At 45.1% G+C, this 23,549-nt stretch carries 26 protein-coding genes and 2 other annotated features; of the genes, 4 read left to right on the top strand and 22 right to left on the bottom strand.

All coding sequences use genetic code 11. The features are described 5' to 3' along the window. The first annotated feature begins 14 nt into the window (after positions 1 to 14). Complete coding sequence (locus DMO16_RS00590; RefSeq protein ID WP_129480270.1) at positions 15 to 533, top strand: transcription repressor NadR; 519 nt, start codon at positions 15 to 17, stop codon at positions 531 to 533. Between the two features lie 40 nt (positions 534 to 573). On the opposite strand, the gene DMO16_RS00585 is transcribed toward DMO16_RS00590, so the two are convergent. The 19 genes from DMO16_RS00585 to DMO16_RS00495 form a co-directional block, all read right to left on the bottom strand. After that, the gene (locus DMO16_RS00585) at positions 574 to 1,017 is read right to left on the bottom strand and encodes an ACT domain-containing protein (protein WP_061972620.1); all 444 of its coding nucleotides are present in this window, start codon (positions 1,015 to 1,017) and stop codon (positions 574 to 576) included. A gap of 103 nt (positions 1,018 to 1,120) precedes the next feature. Further along, entirely contained in the window at positions 1,121 to 2,404 is a 1,284-nt protein-coding gene (obgE, locus tag DMO16_RS00580) for a GTPase ObgE (RefSeq protein ID WP_061972619.1), read from the bottom strand. 19 nt (positions 2,405 to 2,423) lie between these two features. Continuing rightward, positions 2,424 to 2,975: a Spo0B C-terminal domain-containing protein gene (locus tag DMO16_RS00575; RefSeq protein WP_061972618.1), complete on the bottom strand. Its 552-nt coding sequence runs from the start codon at positions 2,973 to 2,975 to the stop codon at positions 2,424 to 2,426. A gap of 121 nt (positions 2,976 to 3,096) precedes the next feature. Further along, positions 3,097 to 3,387, bottom strand: coding sequence for a 50S ribosomal protein L27 (rpmA, locus tag DMO16_RS00570; RefSeq protein WP_061972617.1), 291 nt, complete (start codon positions 3,385 to 3,387; stop codon positions 3,097 to 3,099). A 41-nt stretch (positions 3,388 to 3,428) separates the two neighbouring features. After that, positions 3,429 to 3,767 carry a ribosomal-processing cysteine protease Prp gene (locus DMO16_RS00565; RefSeq protein ID WP_061972616.1) on the bottom strand — a complete coding sequence of 113 codons (339 nt, stop codon included), beginning with the start codon at positions 3,765 to 3,767 and terminating at the stop codon, positions 3,429 to 3,431. Between the two features lie 5 nt (positions 3,768 to 3,772). Then, positions 3,773 to 4,081, bottom strand: a complete 309-nt coding sequence (gene rplU / locus DMO16_RS00560) for a 50S ribosomal protein L21 (protein WP_061972615.1) — start codon at positions 4,079 to 4,081, stop codon at positions 3,773 to 3,775. A 13-nt stretch (positions 4,082 to 4,094) separates the two neighbouring features. Next, positions 4,095 to 4,170, bottom strand: a sequence feature (ribosomal protein L21 leader region). Between the two features lie 52 nt (positions 4,171 to 4,222). Next, the gene (locus tag DMO16_RS00555) at positions 4,223 to 5,713 is read right to left on the bottom strand and encodes an Rne/Rng family ribonuclease (RefSeq protein ID WP_164988826.1); all 1,491 of its coding nucleotides are present in this window, start codon (positions 5,711 to 5,713) and stop codon (positions 4,223 to 4,225) included. A gap of 38 nt (positions 5,714 to 5,751) precedes the next feature. After that, a complete protein-coding gene (locus DMO16_RS00550) occupies positions 5,752 to 6,609 on the bottom strand; it encodes a M50 family metallopeptidase (protein ID WP_061972613.1) in 858 nt (285 codons plus the stop codon). Further along, complete coding sequence (locus tag DMO16_RS00545; protein ID WP_061972612.1) at positions 6,602 to 7,351, bottom strand: M23 family metallopeptidase; 750 nt, start codon at positions 7,349 to 7,351, stop codon at positions 6,602 to 6,604. Before DMO16_RS00545 ends, DMO16_RS00550 begins: the two co-directional genes overlap by 8 nt. A 141-nt stretch (positions 7,352 to 7,492) precedes the next feature. Beyond that, positions 7,493 to 8,287, bottom strand: a complete 795-nt coding sequence (gene minD / locus DMO16_RS00540) for a septum site-determining protein MinD (protein WP_061972611.1) — start codon at positions 8,285 to 8,287, stop codon at positions 7,493 to 7,495. 19 nt (positions 8,288 to 8,306) lie between these two features. Next, on the bottom strand, positions 8,307 to 8,981 hold the full coding sequence (gene minC / locus DMO16_RS00535) for a septum site-determining protein MinC (protein WP_129474737.1): 675 nt from the start codon (positions 8,979 to 8,981) through the stop codon (positions 8,307 to 8,309). A gap of 87 nt (positions 8,982 to 9,068) precedes the next feature. Further along, the gene (gene mreD, locus DMO16_RS00530) at positions 9,069 to 9,572 is read right to left on the bottom strand and encodes a rod shape-determining protein MreD (protein ID WP_129474735.1); all 504 of its coding nucleotides are present in this window, start codon (positions 9,570 to 9,572) and stop codon (positions 9,069 to 9,071) included. Next, complete coding sequence (gene mreC / locus DMO16_RS00525) at positions 9,572 to 10,447, bottom strand: rod shape-determining protein MreC (protein ID WP_129474733.1); 876 nt, start codon at positions 10,445 to 10,447, stop codon at positions 9,572 to 9,574. Before mreC ends, mreD begins: the two co-directional genes overlap by 1 nt. Before the next feature lie 15 nt (positions 10,448 to 10,462). Next, a complete protein-coding gene (locus tag DMO16_RS00520) occupies positions 10,463 to 11,503 on the bottom strand; it encodes a rod shape-determining protein (protein WP_061972607.1) in 1,041 nt (346 codons plus the stop codon). A gap of 71 nt (positions 11,504 to 11,574) precedes the next feature. After that, positions 11,575 to 12,246 carry a RadC family protein gene (gene radC, locus DMO16_RS00515; RefSeq protein ID WP_074440576.1) on the bottom strand — a complete coding sequence of 224 codons (672 nt, stop codon included), beginning with the start codon at positions 12,244 to 12,246 and terminating at the stop codon, positions 11,575 to 11,577. A 32-nt stretch (positions 12,247 to 12,278) separates the two neighbouring features. After that, entirely contained in the window at positions 12,279 to 12,866 is a 588-nt protein-coding gene (locus tag DMO16_RS00510; protein ID WP_061972606.1) for a Maf family protein, read from the bottom strand. 229 nt (positions 12,867 to 13,095) lie between these two features. Beyond that, positions 13,096 to 14,115, bottom strand: a complete 1,020-nt coding sequence (locus DMO16_RS00505) for an SPOR domain-containing protein (RefSeq protein ID WP_164988825.1) — start codon at positions 14,113 to 14,115, stop codon at positions 13,096 to 13,098. A 94-nt stretch (positions 14,116 to 14,209) separates the two neighbouring features. Beyond that, complete coding sequence (locus tag DMO16_RS00500) at positions 14,210 to 14,956, bottom strand: prepilin peptidase (protein WP_129474729.1); 747 nt, start codon at positions 14,954 to 14,956, stop codon at positions 14,210 to 14,212. Between the two features lie 83 nt (positions 14,957 to 15,039). Further along, positions 15,040 to 16,335, bottom strand: coding sequence for a bifunctional folylpolyglutamate synthase/dihydrofolate synthase (locus DMO16_RS00495; RefSeq protein WP_129474727.1), 1,296 nt, complete (start codon positions 16,333 to 16,335; stop codon positions 15,040 to 15,042). A 101-nt stretch (positions 16,336 to 16,436) separates the two neighbouring features. Here DMO16_RS00495 and DMO16_RS00490 point away from each other — a divergent pair, with 101 nt between their 5' ends. Together DMO16_RS00490 and DMO16_RS00485 are read left to right on the top strand one after the other, a co-directional pair. Then, positions 16,437 to 17,330 carry an ATP-grasp domain-containing protein gene (locus tag DMO16_RS00490; RefSeq protein ID WP_061972603.1) on the top strand — a complete coding sequence of 298 codons (894 nt, stop codon included), beginning with the start codon at positions 16,437 to 16,439 and terminating at the stop codon, positions 17,328 to 17,330. Further along, entirely contained in the window at positions 17,327 to 18,199 is an 873-nt protein-coding gene (locus DMO16_RS00485; protein WP_061972602.1) for an ATP-grasp domain-containing protein, read from the top strand. The genes DMO16_RS00490 and DMO16_RS00485 overlap by 4 nt, the downstream gene beginning before the upstream one ends. A gap of 19 nt (positions 18,200 to 18,218) precedes the next feature. Here DMO16_RS00485 and DMO16_RS00480 read toward each other — a convergent pair whose 3' ends face one another. Then, complete coding sequence (locus DMO16_RS00480; protein WP_129474725.1) at positions 18,219 to 20,867, bottom strand: valine--tRNA ligase; 2,649 nt, start codon at positions 20,865 to 20,867, stop codon at positions 18,219 to 18,221. A gap of 45 nt (positions 20,868 to 20,912) precedes the next feature. Then, positions 20,913 to 21,153: a binding site (T-box leader), on the bottom strand. Positions 21,154 to 21,338: 185 nt separating this feature from the next. Between DMO16_RS00480 and DMO16_RS00475 the strand changes: the two genes are divergently transcribed. After that, a complete protein-coding gene (locus DMO16_RS00475) occupies positions 21,339 to 21,554 on the top strand; it encodes a hypothetical protein (RefSeq protein ID WP_061972600.1) in 216 nt (71 codons plus the stop codon). 24 nt (positions 21,555 to 21,578) lie between these two features. Here DMO16_RS00475 and ysxE read toward each other — a convergent pair whose 3' ends face one another. Then, a complete protein-coding gene (gene ysxE, locus DMO16_RS00470; protein ID WP_129474723.1) occupies positions 21,579 to 22,622 on the bottom strand; it encodes a spore coat protein YsxE in 1,044 nt (347 codons plus the stop codon). After that, entirely contained in the window at positions 22,619 to 23,539 is a 921-nt protein-coding gene (locus DMO16_RS00465) for a hypothetical protein (protein WP_061972598.1), read from the bottom strand. Before DMO16_RS00465 ends, ysxE begins: the two co-directional genes overlap by 4 nt. Positions 23,540 to 23,549: the final 10 nt, after the last annotated feature.

Here is a 23,549-nt window from a genome sequence, read left to right as displayed (position 1 = left end):
CAGTGGCACCAAAAATGCCTGGGGATGAAAGAAGAAATTTAATCAGGCAATGGCTGATGGAGAGCAGCCATCCGATCAAAGGCAGTGATCTGGCGGGAAGAACAAACGTCAGCCGTCAAGTAATCGTCGGTGATATATCCTTGCTAAAAGCCATGAACGAACCAATTATAGCCACCTCACAAGGATATATGTATTTGAAGGCGGAGGAAAAACAGGCTCCGCATACTCATTTAATTGTCTCCAATCATTCACCGGAAGACACAATGGATGAGTTATTCACCATTGTGGATCATGGCGTAACCGTTAAAAATGTCATTGTCGAACATCCGATTTATGGCGATCTGACCGCCTCCCTGCTCCTTAGCACAAGAAAAGAAGTCGAGGAGTTTTTAAACAAACTGGAGACTACTAATGCGGCACTGCTCAGTACTTTGACAGAAGGCATTCATCTTCATACATTGGAAGCCCAATCGAAGGATCAGATCGAAAACGCCTGCTGGGAGCTAAAACAAAAAGGTTATCTGTTGTCTTAACCAAAAAAAGAGAGCTGTTTTGTTAAACAACTCTCTTTTTTTATGCACCTGTTCCAATCACTTCCACACTTTCTACAGCTTCCATGCGGTTTAGCGTGGCAAGCAGCTCGTTGATCTCTCCGCGCAGCCCATTCGTTTCAATCGTTAAGGTGACATTGGCTCTTCCTTGAAGAGGAATGGTCTGATTGATGGTCAGAACGTTACAGCCGACCGATGCCACAATGGTCAACAGGCTTGAAAGCGCTCCTGACCGGTCTTCGAGATTTAGTGAAAGGGTTATAATCTTTTCCTTAATCATCGTATGAAACGGAAAAATCCCGTCTCTGTACTTATAAAACGCACTACGGCTTAAACCTACTTTTTCCGCTGCTTCTGCCACCGTTTTTACTTTGCCCCGGTCCAAAAGAGACTTGGCTTCAAGTGTTTTTTGCATGGATTCTGAGAGAACGTCTTCCCTTACCATGTAATACTGCCTTTCCTTCATATGTACGATAACCTCCAAAACAGGTCTTTCCCTCAGTATATCCAAAGGTACTGCAAAATGTCTATGTCATAAAGACAAAAAAACAGACTGCTTGTACAGCAGTCTATTCCACAAACTCAAATTCATATTTAAGAATACGGATTGTATCCCCATGCTGAGCACCTTTTTCACGCAATGCTTCGTCCACACCCATAGAACGCATTTGACGGGCAAATCGTTTAACCGTCTCATCACGTGTAAAGTCAGTCATCTTGAACAAACGCTCAATCTTCGGTCCATTGATAATAAATGTCCCTGCGGAATCCCGCGTGATATAAAAGCCGGCTTCTTCTTTTTCGTGCTTGTAAAGGACACGGCTTTCTTCTTTTTCTTCGTGCATCATCGGAAACTCGGGTGTCGTTTCCAAAAGGTTGGCGGTTATATACAAAACCTCACGCAATCCCTGGCGTGTAACGGCAGAGATGGGATAAACCGGGATGTCCTCCTCAAGCTTTTCTTTAAATGCTTCAAGGTTCTCTTCTGCTCCAGGAATATCCATTTTATTGGCCACAACGATCTGTGGGCGTTCGGTAAGCCGTAAATTGTATTGTTTCAGTTCATCATTAATTTTGACAAAGTCCTCATATGGATCTCTGCCTTCCATGCCCGACATATCAATGACATGCAAAATAACCCTTGTTCTTTCGATATGGCGCAGGAACTGATGTCCGAGCCCGACACCCTCATGGGCACCTTCAATTAATCCCGGAAGGTCAGCCATCACAAAGCTCCGGCCATCATCCACAGCCACCACACCAAGGTTTGGTGTAATCGTAGTAAAGTGGTACTCGGCAATCTTTGGCTTGGCTGCAGAAACAACCGACAATAGAGTTGATTTACCAACGCTCGGAAATCCGACCAGGCCAACATCAGCCAAGACCTTCAATTCCAATATAACGTCTCTTTCCTCACCCGGTTCCCCATTTTCAGCAAGTTCCGGTGCCGGGTTTGCGGGCGTCGCAAAACGGGTATTTCCTCTTCCGCCACGTCCCCCTTTGGCAACAACCGCACGCTGTCCATGGTGGACGAGATCAGCCAGAACTTGTCCTGTCTCTGCATCGGTTACAACAGTCCCCGGTGGAACTTTAACAATCATATCTTCTGAGTTTTTTCCATGCATGCCTTTGGACATGCCGTGCTCGCCTCGTGTTGCCTTAAAATGCTTGTTGAATCGAAAGTCCATGAGGGTGCGCAGCCCTTCTTCGACTTCAAAAATCACATTAGCGCCTTTTCCGCCGTCCCCTCCGGCTGGACCGCCGTTAGGTACGTATTTTTCACGGCGAAATGCAACCATCCCGTTTCCGCCGTCTCCTGCCTTTACATAGACCTTGACCCGATCCACGAACATGTTTGCTCGCCTCCTTTTACTAGTTCTTTGCGTTTTCTAGCTGTAATACAAGAAATACTTCATCTGAATGAATATAGCTTTCGATAACGTCGAATAATTTATGTGTTTTCTGAAAATGTTCAAAGCCTTTTTTAACCGCTTCTTCGTTATGTATGCTGCCAGTCAGCCGGTACATAAATGAGGAAAAGTCTTTTTGGTTCGCAATCGTAAAGACCAGCCGGTTTTCAGCCAGCGGACTGACCGCTTGGCTTATCATATCAAAAAGGAAACGGCAGACATCAAGAAGCTCATTCTCTGCAAAAGACAGATTCTTTGCCTCGCCGGATACCCTGGTTTCCAGAATAATGGGGTGTTTCAGCCAGTTGAACGTGATCAGGTATTCGGCCAATTCAGGAACCTTTAAATTCATAAGGCTTGATTCATGTCTAGAAAAAAGAATGATCTCTTCAATAATTTCGTTTGCCCGTTCAGTCCGGCCGAGCGACAAGTTCGCTTTAATAAGCTGGAGCTGATTGAGCCAGTCATGGCGGGCATGCCTCAATACTTCTAAAGTCGACCAATCTCTACTCATACATTGCACTCCTGTTAACGTGTCTTTCCCTGCTTCACTGGCAGTTTAACCTAAATTTCCCGGTTGCACAACCTTGTAAACAAAAGAAAAAGCTCTAACCAACCCGGTTAGAGCTATCTTCTTACGCTTCGTTTGCGACTGGGTATACACTTACTTGTTTGCGGTCACGTCCAAGACGCTCAAAACGAACAACTCCGTCCACTTTCGCAAAAAGAGTGTCATCTCCACCGCGGCCTACGTTTGTACCAGGATAGATTTTCGTACCGCGCTGACGGTAAAGAATAGATCCTCCTGTTACCAATTGGCCATCCGCTCTCTTAGCACCAAGGCGCTTAGAGATGGAATCACGACCGTTCTTTGTGCTACCTACTCCCTTTTTGGAAGCAAAGTATTGAAGGTTTAATTTTAGCATTCGTCCCACCTCCTCATTCGGTGTTTTACAGTAAGCCTGCATTACGCCTGCTTTTCCTGCAAAGAAATAAATCGACCATAGTCGTTTTCGATTGTTTGTAAGGAAACAACCATACCTTCCAGAAGAAGCTGTACTTTTTCATGGATATGGTCTTCAAGATGATCCGGTGTGCGAAAAATCAGATAGCCCCCATCCTCATGTGTTTCCACATCAGGTGTAACGGAGCACAGAACTTCCACCGCATTGATCGCCCCAAATGAAACTGCAGATGCGCCGGCACAAACAAGATCCTGTCCGTACGGCCCTGAATCGGCATGTCCACTCATGGAAAACGATGTAATGCTTTTCCGTTCATCCCGGTAAATGGTTACCTTAATCATGGGAATTAACCGTTGATTTTGTCGATAACTACTTTAGTGTAAGGCTGACGGTGACCTTGTTTACGACGGTAGTTCTTTTTTGCTTTGAACTTGTAAACGATCACTTTTTGTCCGCGGCCATGTTTTTCAACTTTACCTGTTACAGTTACTCCATCTAGCAAAGGAGCTCCTACCTTCAGGCTGTCTCCACCAACCATAAGAACATCCTCAAATGTTACTACATCGCCAGCTTCCACATCAAGCTTTTCAACATAGATCGCTTGACCTTCTTCAACTCTTACTTGTTTACCACCAGTTTGAATAATTGCGTACATCACGTGCACCTCCTTGTAAACTCAGACTCGCCATCACAGGTGCTTTATGTAAAGCTTGAAAACCTGTTCCTGTGCGGTTGGAGCGGGTGCTCCAATAAACTAACAGAAGAATCATACCATGTGCGATACACCTGTGTCAATTTATCTTTTGATTCTTTGCTGTATATCTTCCGCCGAACCGATATGCCGAATCGTAAAAGACGGAGCGGTTTGTTTTTCACGGAACTCTGTTAAAAAAATGACAAAGGAAAGCTTGGACTCAAGCTGGTGCAAATTTTCATCATGCAGACCCTTTAAGTGATACAAAACATCAGCAGTCGCTTCAATCCATAACGCTTCCTCATCCATATACCTGTACTCTCTTAACGCAATCTCGGCCTGATTCGCGACCGTTTTGGCCGAAAGCACTCTTCCGGACTCCTGGCAGACACCGCAGGGTTCCGTTAAAGCATGGTGAAGGGACTGTCTTTCTTTTTTTCGGGTCATTTCAAATACACCCATACGGGTAAAGCCATGAATCACGGTGGTTACCCTGTCTGCCTGCAGCGCCCTTTTCAGCCCTTCTTCCACCCTTTTTTGGTCTTCCGCTTCTGCCATTGTTATAAAGTCGATCACAATCATGCCTGATATATTGCGCAGCCTTAATTGCTTGGCAATTTCTTCTGCCGCTTGATGATTGGTTTGCAGGACGGTTTCCCTTCGGCTCGCCTTTCCGGTGAACTTATCGGTGTTAACATCAATCACTGTCATCGCTTCCGTGTAATCGATCCGTAACGAACCTCCATTTTTCAGCCAGACATGTGGCCGGAGGGCCTTTTCCCAAGTGGTTTCCGCACCGTAGTAAGAAAAGATGTTTTCTTTGCCGCTGTACAGGATGATTTTCTTTTGCAGAGACGGAAATGGCTTGGCTAGCATCAGCAATCTTCTAAACTCTGCACCATCGTCAATCACAATTTCCAGCGTTTCGTCATACCCGTGATCACGGATCAGTTTATTCAGGTAATCGGCTTCATCATGCAGGAGAGCCGGCGCTTCTTTTTGTTCAGCCGAGTTTTCAACCTGGCGATGACGTTCAATGAGCCCCCTAAACTCGGCCTCAATTTCTTCGTCTGGTTGGCCTGCGCATGATGTACGGAAAATGAGACCATCTTCTCCCCTGACCAGGGTTTGGCCATACAGGCGCCACTTTTCCTTTTCATTGCGGCTCATTTTTTTCGAAACGCCAATGTGTGACGCATTCGGCAAGAAAACCAGGCGCGATCCTGGAATGGAAAGCATTCCGGTCAGCCTGGCTCCCTTGGAATCCGTTTCTTCTTTCACGATTTGCACGATCAGTTCCTCTCCTTCCTGGACAAAAGAGCTGATAGTCATACCCTTCTTTTCTTCAGGAGACAGCCGGGACTGCTGATAAGATAAAAGATCATCACGATGAATGAATCCATTTTTGGTTGAGCCGATATCCACAAAGGCCGCCTGCATGCCAGGCAGAACACGCTTAACTCTGCCTTTGTAGATGCTGCCGGGTACAGGAAGACCCGCTACTGCTTCCATTTGCAATTCTGCGACTTTCCCATTTTCAATGACCGCTATCCGTTTCATTTGGGTGACGGCATTTATGATAATTTTCTTCATATACATTATCCTCACTAACATCACTGATGCTTTTCATTTTAACGAAAAAGATGGCCGATTGCACATCTGACCTGATTGGAGGAAAAAAAGGTGTTCAACACAAGCTTTTCTTCGACCACTCTGTTCTTTTCGTTTGTTTGAATCACGATAAAATGACGGACTCCTTTGCGAAAAAGGCTGATAACATCATATAGTTCGGCATCGGGCGAAACATGAATGGGCGTGGTCAATGCTTTATCCCCCTTCCCCTCTGACCGAGTCATCAAGAATCGTAGAAAAACATAGGGTCTCCGGTTCCATTCAATATAATGGGATACCCCCAAAAAGATCGCTATAATCCACAAATTGAGATGAAATGGGTCTCTTGGAAGGAAGGAAAGGAATAAGATGAGAAGCATGGAAAAGGAGCATAGTAAAAATACAGTATGCGCTTTTTTAAATGGAAAAATGCTGGTCGCTGCAATAAAAATGAGCTTCCCGCCATCAAGCGGCCAAATCGGCAGCAAATTAAATACTAAAAGAGTAAGGTTCATCTTCATGAACCAGTCACAGCTTGTTGAATCCCACCACCCCAGTTGCAAAGCAAGATAAGCAGCAGCCATCAGCCACAGATGCTGGATGGGCCCAGAGATGGTCACAATAATCTCCTCGGAGAACCGTCGGTTTCCATGCTCTTCCACTTCCGCGACCCCTCCAAAAGGGAATAGTTCAATCTTTTTAACACGCCATTGAAAAAGATGGGCCGCCGCATAATGACCCATCTCATGAATAAACACTGCGAAAAACAGCAACAGGATTTCCCTGAAGTGACCAGTTATAATAGAAAGTCCGATGGTCAGCCAGAAGAGCGGATTGATCCGTATTTTGGCCAAAAACTGAAGAAATGCATTATTCAAAATGAATGCCCACCTTGCTCGGATCAACAAAGGTGTTTCCTTTCTTTATGGCAAAATAAAACTTTCCTGTTTTTCCGTCTTCACTAGGCGACACCTTTCCGAGCGGTTTTTTTCGTTCCATGTAGCTGTACAGCTTCACATTCGCATCAATGCTGTCGAGGTGGCCATACCAGGATTCCTCACCATTGCTATGCTGAATGATGACCGTCTTCCCAAGTTTGTCTTTTTTTCCGATAAATGTGACATATCCTTCTTTTACGGTATCCACGTTTATTGATTTTCCCGTTTCTACCATAATTCCTTTTCCATTGGCTTCAAAGGATTGGTAGACTTTTCCGGAAGCAGGAACCGCATAATTGTCCGTTTTCTCAGTGCCCGCAAGCTCTTTTTGCGGCGCAGCCTGTTTGTCCGGAAGCAAAGCGAGTGGTTTACCAAACTGATTTTCATACCACTTTTGGGCAGCAGCAAACTGGAATTCATTATGATACATTTTCTTGACAATCTCCTGGCCCTTCACGGCCTGCTGGCCATCGTTTTTAAACAAAATGCCGGCGCCCAAAAACAGGCACACCCCTGCCATAAGCTGAAACAAAAAAAATGAACCGTTAAACCGGGGACCTTTCTTTTTCTCCTGAACCGGAGTGGATGGCCCTGTGTAAAGGCTGGTCTTGAACGGTTCCTGTTCCTCCCCGGCAATCTTGTCTGCATATCTCCGCCGGATTTCATCTGCGCTATTTCTCATTCCTGATTCCCCCGTATCTTGTTTACCACATCATATGACTTGTCCGGGGGGCTTATGACTTTTGTGCGCCATGAAATCAGACATGCACAGAAAAAGCCTTCATACGCGTCATCCATTTCTTACACGTGTGAAGGCTGTCATCTATCTCATGCCAAGCAATGTTTTGATTTTGGAAAAAAATCCTTTTTCCTCTTCTATGGTGGAAAGGGGAACGGATTCCCCAAGGATTCGTCTTGCAATGTTCCGATAGGCAATGGAAGCCTTGCTGCTCGGACTCATCGCAATGGGCTCACCCTTATTTGCTGCTTTAATTACATTTTCGTCATCCACCACAACACCGATGAGCTCGATGGCAAGAATGGATACAATCTCATCCACATCCAGCATATCCCCGCTCTTGGCCAGGTGATTCCGTACACGGTTGACGATAAGTTTCGGTGCTTCCACATCCTCTTGCTCGAGAAGACCGATGATGCGGTCTGCGTCACGTACCGATGAAATTTCAGGATTGGTAACCACAATGGATTTGTCGGCGCCCGCTACCGCATTTTTGAATCCTTGTTCTATTCCTGCCGGACAGTCAATGATGACATAATCATAATCCTGTTTCAATTCCGAGATAATCTTTTTCATTTGTTCCGGTTGAACGGAGCTTTTATCTTTGGTCTGTGCAGCCGGAAGGAGGAATAAACATTCAAACCGCTTGTCTTTGATGAGCGCCTGATGAAGCTTGCAGCGTTCTTCCACAACATCGACCAAATCATAGATGATCCGGTTCTCAAGTCCCATCAGAACATCAAGATTGCGAAGACCGATGTCTGTATCAACTAGACACACTTTTTTGCCAGAAAGGGCGAGGGATGTACCAATATTTGCAGAAGTCGTGGTTTTCCCGACTCCCCCTTTCCCAGAAGTAATGACTATTGCCTCTCCCATGATTCATTCCCCTTTCTTACTATAAACGATTCAGCTCTGGCCTGATTTTATGTACGATGCTGATCCGGTCAATCAAGATCTGATCTTCCTCATCAGAAATAAAGGCGCACTCCATTTCATGCCCATGTTCAGGGTAATGATCCGGCGCCCGGTTGATCATATCAGCAATTCGGAGCTGGGTGGGCTTCATGACAGAAGCGGCAATAACGGCTTCCCTGTTGCCAGAGGAACCGCTGTGGGCAATCCCCTTCAGGGAACCCAATACAAAAATGTTGCCTGTTGCCACGATTGTACCTCCGGGATTTACATCGCCAATCAGCAAAAGATCCCCCTGCACACTAAGGACCTGACCCGAGCGAACCACCTTTGAAACACGCATGATTTGTGCTTCTTTTTTCATTTCTTCCGCTTCGGCAACCGTAATGACATTGGTTTCAAACCGCTTGATTTCGAGATTTTTCTTTTGCCCGATAATTTCGCGGATGAGCCCTGATTGCTGATCGGTCAGATATCTGTTACCTGTTTTGACAATGACTGAAATAAGCGGTCCATTCAGCAACTGCCCATGATCGTCGGATAATTTATCATTCAGCTCTTCGAGAAGGTGCTCAAAAGAACACAAGTCATCCAATAGCAGAACGAGACCGTCTTTTGTACCTTTAATGGTTACATTATGTTGGAGTTTTTGTGCCATTGCCATCGTTCACCTCAACATACTTTCATTCGACAACTTATTGTGGAATCCTTTTTTTCATTCCATCAGTTTTCAGAAAGCGTTTTTTTATCCTTCTATCTTTCTAAGAAGCTTAGCAAAGGGATAAAAAACGATAATCGTAAATACAGCATTTAATATCAACGTCGGCAAAAGCCGGTCGTAGAAAAAGTCAGCCATTTTCATATCGGCTATCCCGATCAGAGAGTTTAAACCGTATACCAGAAATTCCAAGCCGGCAACTCCCAAAACGCTCAATAAAATCGTAACAAAAAAGTTACTGAAAAGATAGCGGGACAGTACAGCTATGAAATAGGCAACCAACGCGGTTGAAAACATGTATACCCCAATGAGGTCGGTATAAATCAAATCCGCGAACAGCCCGAAAATCAAACCATACACAATACCAAACGATGGTTTCAAATAGCAGGACATCAAAATGATCAGCACCATCGCAAAATGGGGGATCATTAAAAAATCCCAGCCATAATGTTCCGGCGCCAGCACCTGCATCACTGTGCTTTCCGCTAAAAATGCAATATAGGTGATAAAAGGAAGAAGAATTCTGCTCATTATTCTTCCTCCTTTGCTTTAAATTCGTTTTTATCCAACTGCTGCATGGATCGTTCAAGAATTGTCACATGGCTGAGATCATACAAATCGGCAGCGGGTTTAACATAGGCGATTTTCGTATGATCGGTTTCATCCGCCTTAATATCAGTAACCGTTCCAATCAGCAAACCTCTTGGAAAAGCTTCACCCAGCCCGGATGAGATCACCTTCTGCCCCTTTTTAATGGCCGCGTTGATAGGTATCTCTTTAAACAACAAGGATTGTTTTTTGGAATCATAGCCCTCAATCGTACCAAAAATGCGTTTGTTTCCTTCTACGATTGCAGATATTTGGTTGTTCTGATCATTGTCGCTGATCAACTGAACCGTAGAATGGAAGGCAGCGACTCTGGTCACTTTTCCAATAAAGCCTTGCGGTGAAACGACAGCCATATCCGTTTTCACCCCATCTTTATAGCCTTGATTCACAAAAATAAATTTGTTCCAGCGGTCGGGGGATCTCCCAATCACGGTCGCTTCCTTCACTTGATATTCAGTAAGGTCCGCTTCCTTTTCCAACTGGCCTTTTAAGCTTCGATTCTTTTGTTTTAAATCTTGAACGCTGACAGAAAGCTCCGCATACTCGTCGAGCTTTGATTTCAGCTTCTTATTTTCGGAATACATATTTTTCATTTCAGATAAGTTCTCAAAGAAACCCGCTATAGAGTTAGCGGGTTTATAAAACAGCGACTGGCTTACGCCAACCGTATCTTTTAAAAATTGTTCCGGCCAGCTTAATTCCTTGCGATCTTTCATAGAAAAGCCGATCATTGCCACCAAAACTATGATACTCGCAAGAAGAATGATAAGCCGCTTGTTCGAGAAAAATTGTGGCACGATCCAAACACCTTCTTAAACCTTTGTTTTCGAACGGGAAGTAATTCCTGCCTTTGAACGGAAAAGGTGCAGATTTTCAAGCGCACGTCCGGTTCCAACAGCAACACAATCCAAAGCGTTTTCAGCAACGATTACAGGCATCTTAGTTTCTTCACTGATCACCTTGTCCAGGTTGCGAAGCAACGCTCCTCCTCCAGTCAACACGATTCCACGGTCCATAATATCGGCAGCCAGTTCAGGAGGGGTTTTTTCAAGTGTAACTTTAACAGCCTCCATGATGCTGTTTACCGTATCTCTCAGTGCGCTGGAAACTTCTTCAGCAGTAATCGTGATGGTTTTTGGTAAACCGGTCAAAAGGTCACGGCCACGGATATCCATGTTTTCAATACCATCAGCTGTGCCTGCAGAGCCAATTTCAAGCTTAAGGGTTTCAGCTGTACGCTCACCAATCATAAGATTATAGGTTTTCTTAATGTACTGAATGATCGCGTCATCCATTTCATCTCCGGCAATTCGGATGGATTGGCTTGTGACAATTCCGCCAAGGGAAATGATCGCCACTTCAGTTGTACCTCCACCAATATCCACTACCATGCTTCCTGTTGGTTCCCATACCGGAAGATCGGCACCAATTGCAGCCGCAAAAGGCTCTTCAATGGTGTAGGCTTCGCGGGCTCCTGCTTGCTTGGTCGCATCTTCTACTGCGCGTTTTTCAACGGCTGTGATCCCCGAAGGAACACATACCATGACATTCGGTTTTCTCGCAAAAACAGAACGGTTTTTCTGTGCCTGCTGGATAAAGTACTTCATCATGGTTGCAGTTGTTTCAAAATCAGCGATAACCCCATCCTTCATTGGACGAACCGCCACAATATTTCCTGGTGTACGGCCGATCATGTTCTTTGCAGCGTTACCTACCGCTTCAATTGACCCTGTATCTGTTCTCAATGCTACTACGGAAGGTTCACGCACAACAACACCCTTACCCTTCACGTAAACAAGAGTGTTTGCAGTCCCTAAATCAATCCCTAAATCTCTTGAAAATCCACCAAACATTTATGTAACTCCTTTCATCAAGCAAAACTCATAAATATGATTATACGCTAACAAAAGCGCAAATGACAATGTTAAACATAACCTTTTTCTTTTAAACTTACGTATTTTAAATCGCCAATAATAATATGGTCCAAAAGCTCTATACCAAGCATTTTGCCGCATTCTACTAATCTTTTGGTTACTTCGATGTCTTCCCTGCTTGGAGCAGGATCACCACTTGGATGATTGTGAAAACAAATAATGGAAGCCGCCGAACGTTTGAATCCTTCTTTAAATACTTCCCTTGGATGGACAATCGATGAATTCAGGCTTCCAATGAATATCGTTTTTTTGTAAATCACTTGGTTTTTCGTATTTAAATAAAGACAGACAAAATGCTCCTGCTGCAAAAAGCGGAGTTCATCCATCAAATATTGTGCGCCATCGTCAGGCGAACGGATCGCAAACCGTTCATCAAACGGCAGTCTGCTGATACGCCTTCCAAGTTCGATGGCTGCGAGAAGCTCCACGGCTTTCGCATCTCCAATGCCATGAATTTCTTTCAGTTCACTTATTGTTGCATCTTTTAACAAGCGCAGTCCTTCAAAATGCTGAATGATGCGGTTTGCCAGCTGAAGAACGGACTCCCTTCTGGATCCGGTCCTCAGTAAAATCGCCAAAAGTTCATGGTTCGCCAGGGTTCCCGGCCCGCTGGTCAGCATTCGCTCACGCGGGCGTTCTTCAACAGGATAATCACGAATCATAAGCGGTATTTCTGCCACTTACGTATTCCTCCTTATTTTTCGTCTTCCTGACTGACTGCGCTGATTCCAAAGCTTTCAAGCTCTCTTACCACTCTGGATACGGGCAATCCCACCACGCTGTAAAAATCTCCGGCGATCGACTGGACGAGCCTTGCGCCCAGCCCCTGAATCCCATAGCTGCCGGCTTTATCAAACGGTTCACCGCTGTTCACATAATTTTCAATCTCTGCATCTGACAGCTCCCAAAACGTAACGTCAGTAGAGACAAAAAATATCTGTTCCCTTTCTTTTGCAAGAATTGAAACCCCAGTATAGACAGTGTGTGTACGGCCCGACAGCGAACGAAGAACATCAATGGCTTCTTTTCTTCCCGCTGGTTTTCCCAAAACGGTACCATTGTTCACGACAATCGTATCTGCGCCGAGCACGACATGATCCGGGTACAGCCTGAATACATCTTCCGCTTTTTGCCTGGCAAGCGAACAAACAAGCTCTTCAGGTGAAAATGAGGGATCCATGACCTCTTGAATAGTACTTGGAATAACTTCGTACGAGAGAAGGTTCATTGAAAGAAGTTCTTTTCTTCGAGGTGAAGAAGAGGCTAATATGAGGCGTTTCATTTAATCACCCTTTTACATGAACGGCTATGTACCGTCTGTTGACAGGAGATTGAATTAAGCATATCAAAATCTCCACAGTTAGACAATAACCAATCCGTTTCATATTCGTTCCTTTAGTTTTTCGCCAATACTTTCCTGTTTATGTCTTCATTTTACAATATCTTTAAAAAAATGTCGGATTTATCCTCACAAAAAAAGCCCGAGAAATCATCTCTGGCTTTCCAGTGTTCTATTTAAGGGTATCGAGGAGCTTCGTATAGGAAATGAAACTGTCGAGCACTGCTTGCTGAAGCGGCCAGTCAACTTCCTTTGAATGCGTACCGGTCAGCTTACCCAGAGCTGTGGAGATTTGTATTTCATAAGCCTTTGCCGCTTTTCTCTGCTTCGACGGCCATTTTTCATCCTGCTTATCACCATACTGCTTCCAACCTTCATAATCCTGCTTAATGGATGCTTTTGCCTTTTTACTCAGTTCAGGCACCTGGGAAAGTGTGATCACATTTTGCAGCAGAATCTTGCCGTTAACGATAAAAGGCTCATCCATTTTTTGCGTGATTTTCAAGTTGGAATACGAGGCATCCAGTTTTTTCTGCCACACATCAACACCCAGTAATTGATACGCATCTGCAAGAGATTTTGCCTGTTCCTTCTTATTGCCGAGCCCGATCAGAACCGAATAATTTGCTCCTTGTTTATAAACAGCAGCAGCATATCCCTGTTCTTTAAGCTTTGAACTGACCTCCTCGGCTTTTTTTTCAGTGGAAAACAGTCCGTTCTGAACCGCATGAAAGTCCAAAGGAACGCTGGCAATGGTCGCCGGTGAGCTCACTGTGGAATTGAGTTTGGTCTGCCGGGCAGACACGATCTGAGCTTCAGTGGACGCCGACTCTCCCGTAAAAAGCATGAGAATAATCGCTCCGAACGTGCAGCCGGTTATGATCGCCGCTATGGCGGCTGTCATCCAGGGTTTCGAAAACGGGGTTGTGTTTCTTTTTCTTCTGAGCAGAAACATTCGTCGTTTATTTCCAAGCTTCTTCAGGGCAGAAGGACGGGGCACAGGTTTTAATACTTTTTTAAAATCCAGTACTTTTCCGGACTCTTCACCTTCAATGATCTCCCAGGCAGCCCTTTCCTCTGTATAAACAGCGGCTGCAATTTCCTTTGTGGTGGCTTCCTGTTCACTCTTCCCTTCTTTGCGGGAAGTGGCTTTGCCGTTTATCAGTACTGTAACCGGCTTTTGCTCCTTCATGTCTATCCGCTCCTTTGTTCTATCATCTAGTAAACAGGATATGCCCTGTGCCGATTTCATAGAACAAAAAGAAGGGTTAATAGAATAATCTTCTTTAATGCATCTGACTGAAATAAAAGCCTGCGATCTCTTCATAAAAAAAGTAGGAAAAAAGGATTCCTGCTGCCAGAAAAGGACCAAACGGGATACGCTGTTTCCTGTTCAGGCGTTTTAAAGCTATACCCGCAGTACCAAAGACCGCACCAAAAAAGAGAGCGAGCATAAAAGCAAGCAGGACGGCCTTCCATCCGAGAACAATACCGGCAACGCCCATCAGCTTTACATCTCCTCCTCCCATGCCTCCTCCTGATGCGGCGGCAATGAAATAGAGGAGCCCGAATCCGAGCAAAAAACCCAAAACGGGGTTCCATGCAGAGCCGATCTGCACCCATAAACGAAGAGTGATAAAGAAACTGCCGAAAACAAACAGAATACGATCAGGGATAATCATATACACCAAGTCGGAAACCGTGATGATGGCCAGCATGGCAATGAGTGACCATGAAATGCACAATTCAAAAGACCAGCCCAACAATAGCGGTGAAAGCATAAAAAGCAAACCCGTAAGCAGCTCCGTTACCGGGTAAAGAATCAAAATTTCCCCTTTGCACCCTCTGCACCTCCCCCGTTGAATCACCCAGGATACAACCGGAATCAGCTCACACCAGCCAAGCTTCCGGTCACAGGCGGAACAGCTGGAACCAGGATATACGATCGATTTCTTTAGCGGAACCCGGAGCCCCGCCACATTACAAAACGACCCGATAACCAGTCCAATAAAGAATAGAAAGGCATATTCCAATTGATCACTCCATCTCCAATCATCATTTGCAACCCATGTTTACTTTACTATCGGATGATTGTCGAGAGAGTTTATATTCACCTTTAACGGCTATTAAAAAAAGCTTTCACCTTTCCAATAAAATACAGAGAACCGGTAATGAGAAGCACTTCTTCCTCCTTTGTGGATTGCAGGAGGTGTTTCAATGCTTCCTGCCAATTTTCCGTATATGTTTTTTTAACCATTGCACTTTTCTCAAAAAGTGCTTTTCCGCAGTCTGCACGTGGGTGTTCAAAACCTGTAAAGGTAATGGAAGAACTGATTTTCTCCAACGGCTTCAGCATCTCTCCAGTATCTTTGTCCTTCAAAGCTGCAAAAAGAACATGAACGCTTCTGACGCCAAAGTGTCTTTTTAGTGTCTTACCCAACGCGCGAATGCCTTCAGGGTTATGTGCTCCATCGAGAATAATGGTAGGCACGCCCTCCATCACCTCGAATCTTCCCGGCCATCTCGCCTTTTTAATTCCGGAAATGACAGAATCCTCATCAATAACCCAGTTCATTTCATGTTTTAAAAGATCAACCGCCATTAACGCAAGGCCGGCATTTCTTACTTGATGCTCACCCGCCATCCCTATTTTGACTTCTCTTCTTTTGGAATAAAAAGAGCTGAATGAAAAAACTTCTTTCCCACCTCCACTTCTTTCAGAATGAACACTGAACTCATGGTCAAGCCGGAAGCATGGGGAGGAACATTGTGTGGCACGCCGTTTAATGACAGCTGCCGCCTCTGCCTGTCCAACGGCCGTGATGACAGGAACGCGCGTTTTAATGATCCCTGCCTTGTGGGACGCAATCTCTGAAAGGGTCGAACCGAGCAGATTCATATGATCATAACCGATACTGGTGATCACCGAAAGAATCGGCGTGATAACATTGGTTGCATCCGTTGTTCCCCCGAGCCCCGTCTCTATTAAACAAAGATCGGTGGAGCATTTATGAAAATACATAAATGCCGCCACTGTTACTGCTTCAAACTCGGACAGGCTGCCAAGACCTCCCCTTTCAAGTTCAGAAATCAACGGTTTCATCTGGTCAAGGATTTCTTTCAGTTCCCGGTCTGTAATCATAGTTCCATTGATTTGAACATGTTCCCTGACATTCACAAGGAACGGAGAAGTAAACGTACCGACCCTGTATCCCTGCTCTCTGAGGATGGAAGCCATCATTTGGATGGTGGATCCCTTGCCGTTTGTACCTGCAACATGAATGCAGGTAAACTTCCTTTCCGGATGGTCCAGTTTTTGAAGGATGGACCTCATTCGTTCAAGACCCATCTTCATTTCCCCGGCATTTTTGAGCTTCAGGTATTCATTGATATCCTTATAGGATGTAAACACATCTGATTCCTCCTTTTTATTGTGATATCTCTGCGAGAAGGATAAAATAAGATAGACTTTTACTTAGCTTTAGAATGGCTATGTATATACGGAGGAATACCATGTCACAAACTTCCTGCTGGATTATTTATAACGGCAACCTGCCGCAAAAGAAATTTATGGATTTTGCTCAATGGACGGCATCTGCTGCCCAGAAGAAAGGAATCAAACCTACTATTATCAAAAACAATGATTTGCTTGTTTCGTTTAAAAACGGAACATCTTTTCTTGCCGGGCGTTTAAAAGACGAACGGCCGGACTTTGTTCTTTTTGGCGATAAAGATATTTTTCTTGCAAGACAGCTCGAAAACATGGGAATACCAGTCTTTAACTCTGCAGACGCGATTGAAACCTGCGACAACAAGTCTAGGATGTATCAGACGCTTGCCCACCAAGGCATCCTGTTTCCCAAAACCATTATAGCACCTAAAGTATTCGGTGAACTTCACGATGACAGCCATTGCGACATGGTGATCAAAGAAATTGGATTTCCGATGGTGGTCAAGGAAGCATATGGATCATTTGGCATGCAGGTTCACCTTGTCCAAAATGAAGCGGAACTGCTTTCTTTGATGAAGACATTAAAAAATACAGAATACGTTTTTCAGGAAATGGTTGCCTCGAGCTACGGCCGCGATGTCCGGATTAATATTGTAGGCGGGAAAGCGGTGGCTTCCATGCTCAGAAAATCGGAAACGGATTTTCGCGCCAATGTCAGTTTCGGCGGAAAAACAGAGCCTTATACTCCGACGAAAGAGCAGGAAGACCTGGCTGCCGCCTGTGCCGAGGCTGCAGGCACAGCATTCGCTGGAGTGGACCTTCTTTTTGGTGAAGACGGCACCCCAATTGTCTGTGAAATCAATTCCAACGCACATATTCGAAGCATTTATGATTGTACTGGGATTGATGTTGCCGACCATATGATGGATCACATTTTAAGGACGATTCAATCATGAAAGCAGGCTGGTTAATATACAGTGAACCGGACGCTGTAAAAAACGCTTCCTTCATCGACTGGCTCAAAGCGGAAGCAGCCTTGGCCGGTCTTTCGCTTGAATTGATGTTTGCGGAGAGGTTTGCCTTTGGAGTTACGGATAACAAACTCTCGTTGTACTATGACTTAAAAGAAATGAGATTGCCGCACTTTGCCGTCGTCCGTACCATTCAGCCCCTTCTCTCCCGACAGCTCGAAAAAATGGGACTCAAGCTCTTTAATTCATCATCGGTCTCTGCTGTGGCCAATGACAAAGCACGGACACACCAGCTCCTTGCTGAAGCGGGCATCCCGATGATGGACACCCTTTTCATACGTCCCTCTTTTTTTCAGACGCAATCCATGCCTTTTGATTTTCCTCTGGTGGCTAAGCTTGCATCTGGAAGAGGGGGCCAACAGGTTTACCTTGTGAAAACAGAAAAAGAACTTCAAAATGCCTTGTCTACACATCCCGAGCAGGATTGGGTCCTCCAAAAAATGGCGCCAGATGCTGGGAAGGACGTCAGGGTATTCGTCGTCGGAAACAAAATTGCAGGTGCCGTACTTCGAAGTTCATCCAATGATTTCAGGGCAAATTATTCGCTCGGTGGCCATGCAGAACTTTATCATCTGCAGCACGAACAAACCGCCCTCGTTGAACGGATCATTTTTCATTTTGATATTGGAATGGCCGGCATCGATTTTCTTCTGAATGAAAAAGGAGCTTTTATCTTTAATGAGATGGAAGATGTGGTCGGGAGCAGGACACTCAGTGCTACCTCTGACATTAATATCGCTAGACTTTATATGGAGCATATCGCCGCGAAATTAAAAAAGCCTGAAAGTGACTAACCACCTTCAGGCTTTTTTCTTACGCTTTTAATTCCTGAATACGCTGAAGAACTTTCTCGCGTTTCTCGCTGTAGTCTTTTTCTTTCGCTCGTTCTTCTTCAATCACTTTCTCAGGCGCTTTTTTCATAAAGCCTTCGTTGCCCAATTTCTTTTGAACACGCTCGACTTCTTTGTTGTATTTTTCAACTTCTTTTTCAAGGCGCTGAATCTCTTCTTCAAGATTGATCAGTCCTTCAAGCGGAAGATACATTTCTACTCCGGTAAGAACCGCACTCATGGATTTATCCGGTGCTGAAAGTCCAGTTCCCAGCTTCAATGAACTTGGGTTACAGAACTTTTCAATGTACGCACGGTTGACTTCTAAAGCTTGCAGTACCTCTTCACTCTTCGCGTTGATCTGAAGTTCGATCGGTTTGCTTGGTGCGACGTTCATTTCAGAACGAATGTTGCGTACCGTTCGGATCATCTCTGTCACCAGGTTCATGTCCTGAGCGGCTTCAGGGAAGTGGAGATCTTCACGTTTCTTCGGCCATTGGGCAACTGTAATGGACTCGCCTTTGTGAGGAAGGTGCTGCCAAATTTCCTCGGTAATAAATGGCATAATCGGATGGAGGAGGCGCAGCGTGCGATCCAGAACATACGCCAGTACTGAACGGGTCGTCTGCTTAGCAGCCTCGTCCTCGCCGTACAGCGGCAATTTCGCCATTTCGATGTACCAGTCACACAAGTCATCCCAGATAAAGTTGTACAGGAGACGTCCAACTTCTCCGAATTCGTACGTATCAATCAGCCTTGTCACATTTTCTGCCGTTTCATTGAAACGTGTTAAAATCCATTTGTCCGCCAGGTTAAGGTCACCAGTCAAATCAATTTCTTCTTCTTTTAAACCGTTCATATTCATGAGGGCAAAACGGGAAGCGTTCCAGATTTTATTGGCAAAGTTCCAAGTGGATTCAACCTTTTCCCAATAGAACCGAAGATCGTTCCCCGGTGAGCTTCCGGTAGAAAGGAAGAAGCGAAGTGCATCTGCACCATACTTTTCAATAACATCCATCGGATCGACACCGTTTCCGAGTGACTTACTCATTTTGCGTCCTTCTGAGTCACGGATCAGGCCGTGGATAAGAACATCATTAAACGGACGTTTGCCAGTGAACTCCATACCTTGGAAAATCATGCGGGCAACCCAGAAATAGATGATATCATAGCCCGTTACAAGCGCATTGGTCGGGTAGTACCGTTTGAAATCAATTGCATCCTCATCCGGCCAGCCCATTGTGGAGAATGGCCAAAGTGCGGAAGAAAACCAGGTATCAAGAACATCGTTATCCTGCTCCCAGTTCTCCGCGTCTTGGGGTTCCTCATGACCAACGTACACTTCACCTGTTTCCTTATGATACCAGGCCGGGATTCGGTGCCCCCACCACAGCTGTCTTGAGATACACCAGTCGCGGATATTCTCAATCCAATGCAGGTAAGTTTTTTCAAAACGCTCCGGCACGAAGTTCACTTTTTCTTCTGTTTTTTGAAGCTCGATCGCTTTCTCCGCCAAAGGTTTCATTTTTACAAACCATTGTGTGGAAAGGTAAGGCTCAACAACGGCTCCGCTTCGTTCGGAATGCCCGACAGAATGCAAATGCTCTTCAATCTTGAACAATACACCTGCATCCTGAAGATCTTTCACGATTTGTTTTCGGCATTCGAACCGGTCCATTCCTTGATATACGCCTGCATTGTCGTTCATTTTTCCGGATTCATCCATAACGAGAACTCGTTCAAGGTTGTGGCGGTTTCCTATCTCAAAGTCATTCGGATCATGAGCCGGTGTTATTTTCACCGCACCTGAGCCAAATTCCATATCGACATAATCGTCGCCTACAATCTCAATCTCGCGGCCTACAATTGGCAAAATCGCTTTCTTGCCGATGAGGTGTTTGTAACGGTCATCTTCCGGGTGAACGGCGATTGCTGTATCTCCCAGCATGGTTTCCGGGCGTGTGGTTGCCACTTCGATATGGCCGGACCCATCCGCCAAAGGATATTTCATATGGTAGAACGCACCTTGAACATCCTTGTAGATAACTTCGATGTCAGAGAGCGCTGTTTTCGTCTCTGGATCCCAGTTAATGATATATTCCCCGCGATAAATTAAACCTTTTTTGTAAAGGGTGACAAATACTTCACGGACAGCATCGGACAATCCCTCGTCAAGTGTAAAGCGCTCGCGGGAGTAATCGAGGCCAAGACCCAGCTTTGCCCATTGATTTCGGATAAAGTCTGCGTACTCGCCCTTCCACTCCCACGCTTTCTCCAAGAACTTTTCCCGTCCCAAGTCATAACGGGAAGTACCCTGTTCGCGAAGCTTTGCCTCGACTTTCGCCTGAGTCGCAATTCCTGCATGGTCCATTCCGGGCAACCATAATACATCATAGCCCTGCATCCGTTTGGCACGGCTTAGGATATCCTGCAGGGTAGTGTCCCACGCATGCCCAAGGTGCAGCTTGCCGGTAACGTTTGGCGGCGGGATCACGATGGAGTATGGCGTTTTCTCCACATCGCCTGTTGCTTCAAAAAATTTGCCGTCCACCCAGTACTTGTACCAGGTTTCTTCGGTTGCCTTCGGATCATATTTCGTCGGCATAGAAAGTTCTTGTTTTTCAGTCGACATGAATGTCTCCTCCTTTATCTTTCCAATAAAAAAAGCCCCTCCGTCTCAAAGGACGAAAGAAGCATGTTCGCGGTACCACCTTTGTTTGCAAAAAGCAAAAGCATGGCTTTTTGCACACTCATTGACGGATAACGGTTTTTGCCGTCTTCTTCTAAAAAGAACAAACTTTTTTCAAAGAAGCTGCTCCAGGGCGACCTTCCAGCGCTGTTTCCTTAGAAAATCTCTCAGCTTTGATTTTCCTCTCTTTAAGGACAGTCGGTGTACTCTTCCCTTTCAACGCAATTCATATCATTTTATTGATCATATTCTATTTTAACTAGTGAATTGGGAAAACGTCAATAGCTTTCCCATTTGATGTAACAATTATTCTATTCAACCAAAACAAAATCGTGCATGCACGGTTTTATTCACACTGGAGCTCCCTCATGAATAACCTGGTTATTAACCCAGATGAACGAAGGAAGGATTATGATGCCCAGACGCTATTTTAAAAGAAACCGAAGACCGCCATTTCAATTCCAGGTACCTGATTGGCTGCGGGCCGCACGGGACGTGGTCAGCCAATTTACCATACCGCTTATTGTATTCCAAATTATCCGTACTATCCTTTTTCCCTCTGGCATTGATTTTATGATTATTCTTATTTTGGTCATTCTGCATTTTTGTTTTTCCTACGAAGTCCTGTAAATCAAATAGATCACATATAGAAACCTATATGTGATCGGTGTTTGTATTGGTATCCAGAGGCTGTGGAGGCGGCGGTGTCAGGATCAGGTCACAGAAGTCACGGATATGCCGCATCGCCGAAATCCGCTTTTCAAGTCTGTGGACAAACTCAATTTGGCTGTACCGCTCCCTTTGATGCCGATATAAATCAACGGAGTGAAAAAGGGGTTCAGGATAGCTGATATAGCTGACGAGCAGGCTTTTTTCCTCATCCAGGAGCGGGATATGCCTTTGATAAAGCGACAACAGCCGTCCCCCCTCTTCCTTCGTCCAGTTTGACAGGTGTACTGCTTTTCTAAAAAAGACCGCCAAATCTCTTACAGGCGTATCCAATACAGCTTTCTCAAAATTTAAAAGATGCGGCTCTCCGTGATGGGAATATAACAAATGATTACGCGAGAGTTTGCCGTGGCACAGCACACTTCGGTACCGTTTTTCGGAATGACAAGCATCATACCAGTCCTTCAGTCGCCGTTTAGCGTCTTCAGCCATTCTCATCATATGATGGAAATGGCTCAAATAGGTCAGTTCAAAAGGAGACATGTACGGCATGCGTTCGGATTCTTCCGCAAACCGTTCCATCTCAAGCTGCCGGGACTCCCAGCGCTGCATCAAATACTGAAACGAATGATCCACCACTTCAGGAGAGAAGTCCTGCTCTTTGAGCGTCAAGAAATGGATCTTGCCGATCTCTTCAATGATCACTTCTTCCCTTGTTAATCCAAACCGGTCTCCTCCCGCAAACCAGGGCATCAGGTAATAGGTTCTGTTGCCATATTGAACCGTATAATCTCCGTATTTTGTAGGATAGAGCGGGACAATCTGGTGATAGCCGATTTCGGACAACCTGTGGATCACATGAGTAAACCAGCTCGCTTCTTCCTCATTTAATGAGGTTTCTTTCAAAGCAAAGGTCCCTCTTCTGGAAATCACCTTTTTGACTTTGCCTACTTCCTCAATTTTTTCAGGATAGAGATCGTATTGAAACAGAATCGGGCCATAATTAACCGTTTCGCTTGAATGGCTCACAGGGCTACCCTCTTTCGTTTATCGTCCATCCAGTCGGTAAAACAGTGGAGAAGAATTCTGTTAAAATCCCAATCTTGTTCAAAAGATTCCACATAACTGACGATGTGAGCCAGCTCTTCATTTTTTAACTGATCCACGCAATCCTGAAGCTCCCACGGCGTTAAAATTTCTGCAAGTAGCAAATACCCCTGTTCCCTCTCAAGTGAAAAATGTTCGTTTATGCAGGTTAAGAGTTTTCTGAGCGAATACGGACCGCACTCTTTCAGCCACTCAGTCAACAGACTGCGCAACGGGCGGTATCCGTGCTCGGGATAGTCATCACTTCCCCGGTAAAACAGGATATTGAAAATCTGTCCGCCATTGTTCATGTGGGTGTCCGAATCAAACAGCGGCAGCGGTACATGGCTTGAAGCTTTTTTTAGTTCCATTGCCAGATTAAGCCGTTTATTTGCTTCCGGCAGTGAGTTTTTTACACTCACCAGTTCATTGTATTCTTTACTTAGCTTATGGATGGCAGCGAGGCATGTATCAAACGAATAATGATCTTCCTTGGTGACGGAGCTGAACTCCCCCTGAAGTTCAAGCCCTGCCTGCAGCATATTGCCGATCAATAAGCCCCACCTTTTTTCATGGCCGCTCCGTTCGTGTGTTCCTTCCACATAATCATGCAGCGTCAAATACTCGTTTTCCATAACCACCCACGGCTTGCCCTCTGCTGTCCGTATCATGCGGTCAGCAACAGCGAGACTGTTCTTGCCTACTTCATCTCTCCACCGGACATGCCAGTCAAGAAGCGCACGATCCTTCCACACCCGGATTTGTTTTACCCCGCAATCGGTATCCACAAGATGATCTTTTTCTTTCCAGGTTACCTTTTGAAGTTCATAATGTTTCTTAATCTCAAATAGTATGGTCATCTCTACCACC

This window comes from Fictibacillus sp. S7 (assembly GCF_004127935.1).
Lineage (GTDB): Bacteria > Bacillota > Bacilli > Bacillales > Fictibacillaceae > Fictibacillus_C > Fictibacillus_C enclensis.
The sequence above is the reverse complement of the archived record's forward strand: the minus strand, read 5'-3'. Positions and strand labels throughout refer to the sequence as shown.

What these genes read in the sequence shown, in the direction of transcription:
- DMO16_RS00590 (WP_129480270.1), top strand. Translation starts at nt 15, where the DNA reads ATGCCTGGGGATGAAAGAAGAAATTTAATCAGGCAATGGCTGATGGAG.
- DMO16_RS00585 (WP_061972620.1), bottom strand. Translation starts at nt 1,017, where the DNA reads ATGAAGGAAAGGCAGTATTACATGGTAAGGGAAGACGTTCTCTCAGAA.
- obgE (WP_061972619.1), bottom strand. Translation starts at nt 2,404, where the DNA reads ATGTTCGTGGATCGGGTCAAGGTCTATGTAAAGGCAGGAGACGGCGGA.
- DMO16_RS00575 (WP_061972618.1), bottom strand. Translation starts at nt 2,975, where the DNA reads ATGAGTAGAGATTGGTCGACTTTAGAAGTATTGAGGCATGCCCGCCAT.
- rpmA (WP_061972617.1), bottom strand. Translation starts at nt 3,387, where the DNA reads ATGCTAAAATTAAACCTTCAATACTTTGCTTCCAAAAAGGGAGTAGGT.
- DMO16_RS00565 (WP_061972616.1), bottom strand. Translation starts at nt 3,767, where the DNA reads ATGATTAAGGTAACCATTTACCGGGATGAACGGAAAAGCATTACATCG.
- rplU (WP_061972615.1), bottom strand. Translation starts at nt 4,081, where the DNA reads ATGTACGCAATTATTCAAACTGGTGGTAAACAAGTAAGAGTTGAAGAA.
- DMO16_RS00555 (WP_164988826.1), bottom strand. Translation starts at nt 5,713, where the DNA reads ATGAAGAAAATTATCATAAATGCCGTCACCCAAATGAAACGGATAGCG.
- DMO16_RS00545 (WP_061972612.1), bottom strand. Translation starts at nt 7,351, where the DNA reads ATGAGAAATAGCGCAGATGAAATCCGGCGGAGATATGCAGACAAGATT.
- minD (WP_061972611.1), bottom strand. Translation starts at nt 8,287, where the DNA reads ATGGGAGAGGCAATAGTCATTACTTCTGGGAAAGGGGGAGTCGGGAAA.
- minC (WP_129474737.1), bottom strand. Translation starts at nt 8,981, where the DNA reads ATGGCACAAAAACTCCAACATAATGTAACCATTAAAGGTACAAAAGAC.
- mreD (WP_129474735.1), bottom strand. Translation starts at nt 9,572, where the DNA reads ATGAGCAGAATTCTTCTTCCTTTTATCACCTATATTGCATTTTTAGCG.
- DMO16_RS00520 (WP_061972607.1), bottom strand. Translation starts at nt 11,503, where the DNA reads ATGTTTGGTGGATTTTCAAGAGATTTAGGGATTGATTTAGGGACTGCA.
- radC (WP_074440576.1), bottom strand. Translation starts at nt 12,246, where the DNA reads ATGATTCGTGATTATCCTGTTGAAGAACGCCCGCGTGAGCGAATGCTG.
- DMO16_RS00510 (WP_061972606.1), bottom strand. Translation starts at nt 12,866, where the DNA reads ATGAAACGCCTCATATTAGCCTCTTCTTCACCTCGAAGAAAAGAACTT.
- DMO16_RS00505 (WP_164988825.1), bottom strand. Translation starts at nt 14,115, where the DNA reads ATGAAGGAGCAAAAGCCGGTTACAGTACTGATAAACGGCAAAGCCACT.
- DMO16_RS00490 (WP_061972603.1), top strand. Translation starts at nt 16,437, where the DNA reads ATGTCACAAACTTCCTGCTGGATTATTTATAACGGCAACCTGCCGCAA.
- DMO16_RS00485 (WP_061972602.1), top strand. Translation starts at nt 17,327, where the DNA reads ATGAAAGCAGGCTGGTTAATATACAGTGAACCGGACGCTGTAAAAAAC.
- DMO16_RS00480 (WP_129474725.1), bottom strand. Translation starts at nt 20,867, where the DNA reads ATGTCGACTGAAAAACAAGAACTTTCTATGCCGACGAAATATGATCCG.
- DMO16_RS00475 (WP_061972600.1), top strand. Translation starts at nt 21,339, where the DNA reads ATGCCCAGACGCTATTTTAAAAGAAACCGAAGACCGCCATTTCAATTC.
- DMO16_RS00465 (WP_061972598.1), bottom strand. Translation starts at nt 23,539, where the DNA reads ATGACCATACTATTTGAGATTAAGAAACATTATGAACTTCAAAAGGTA.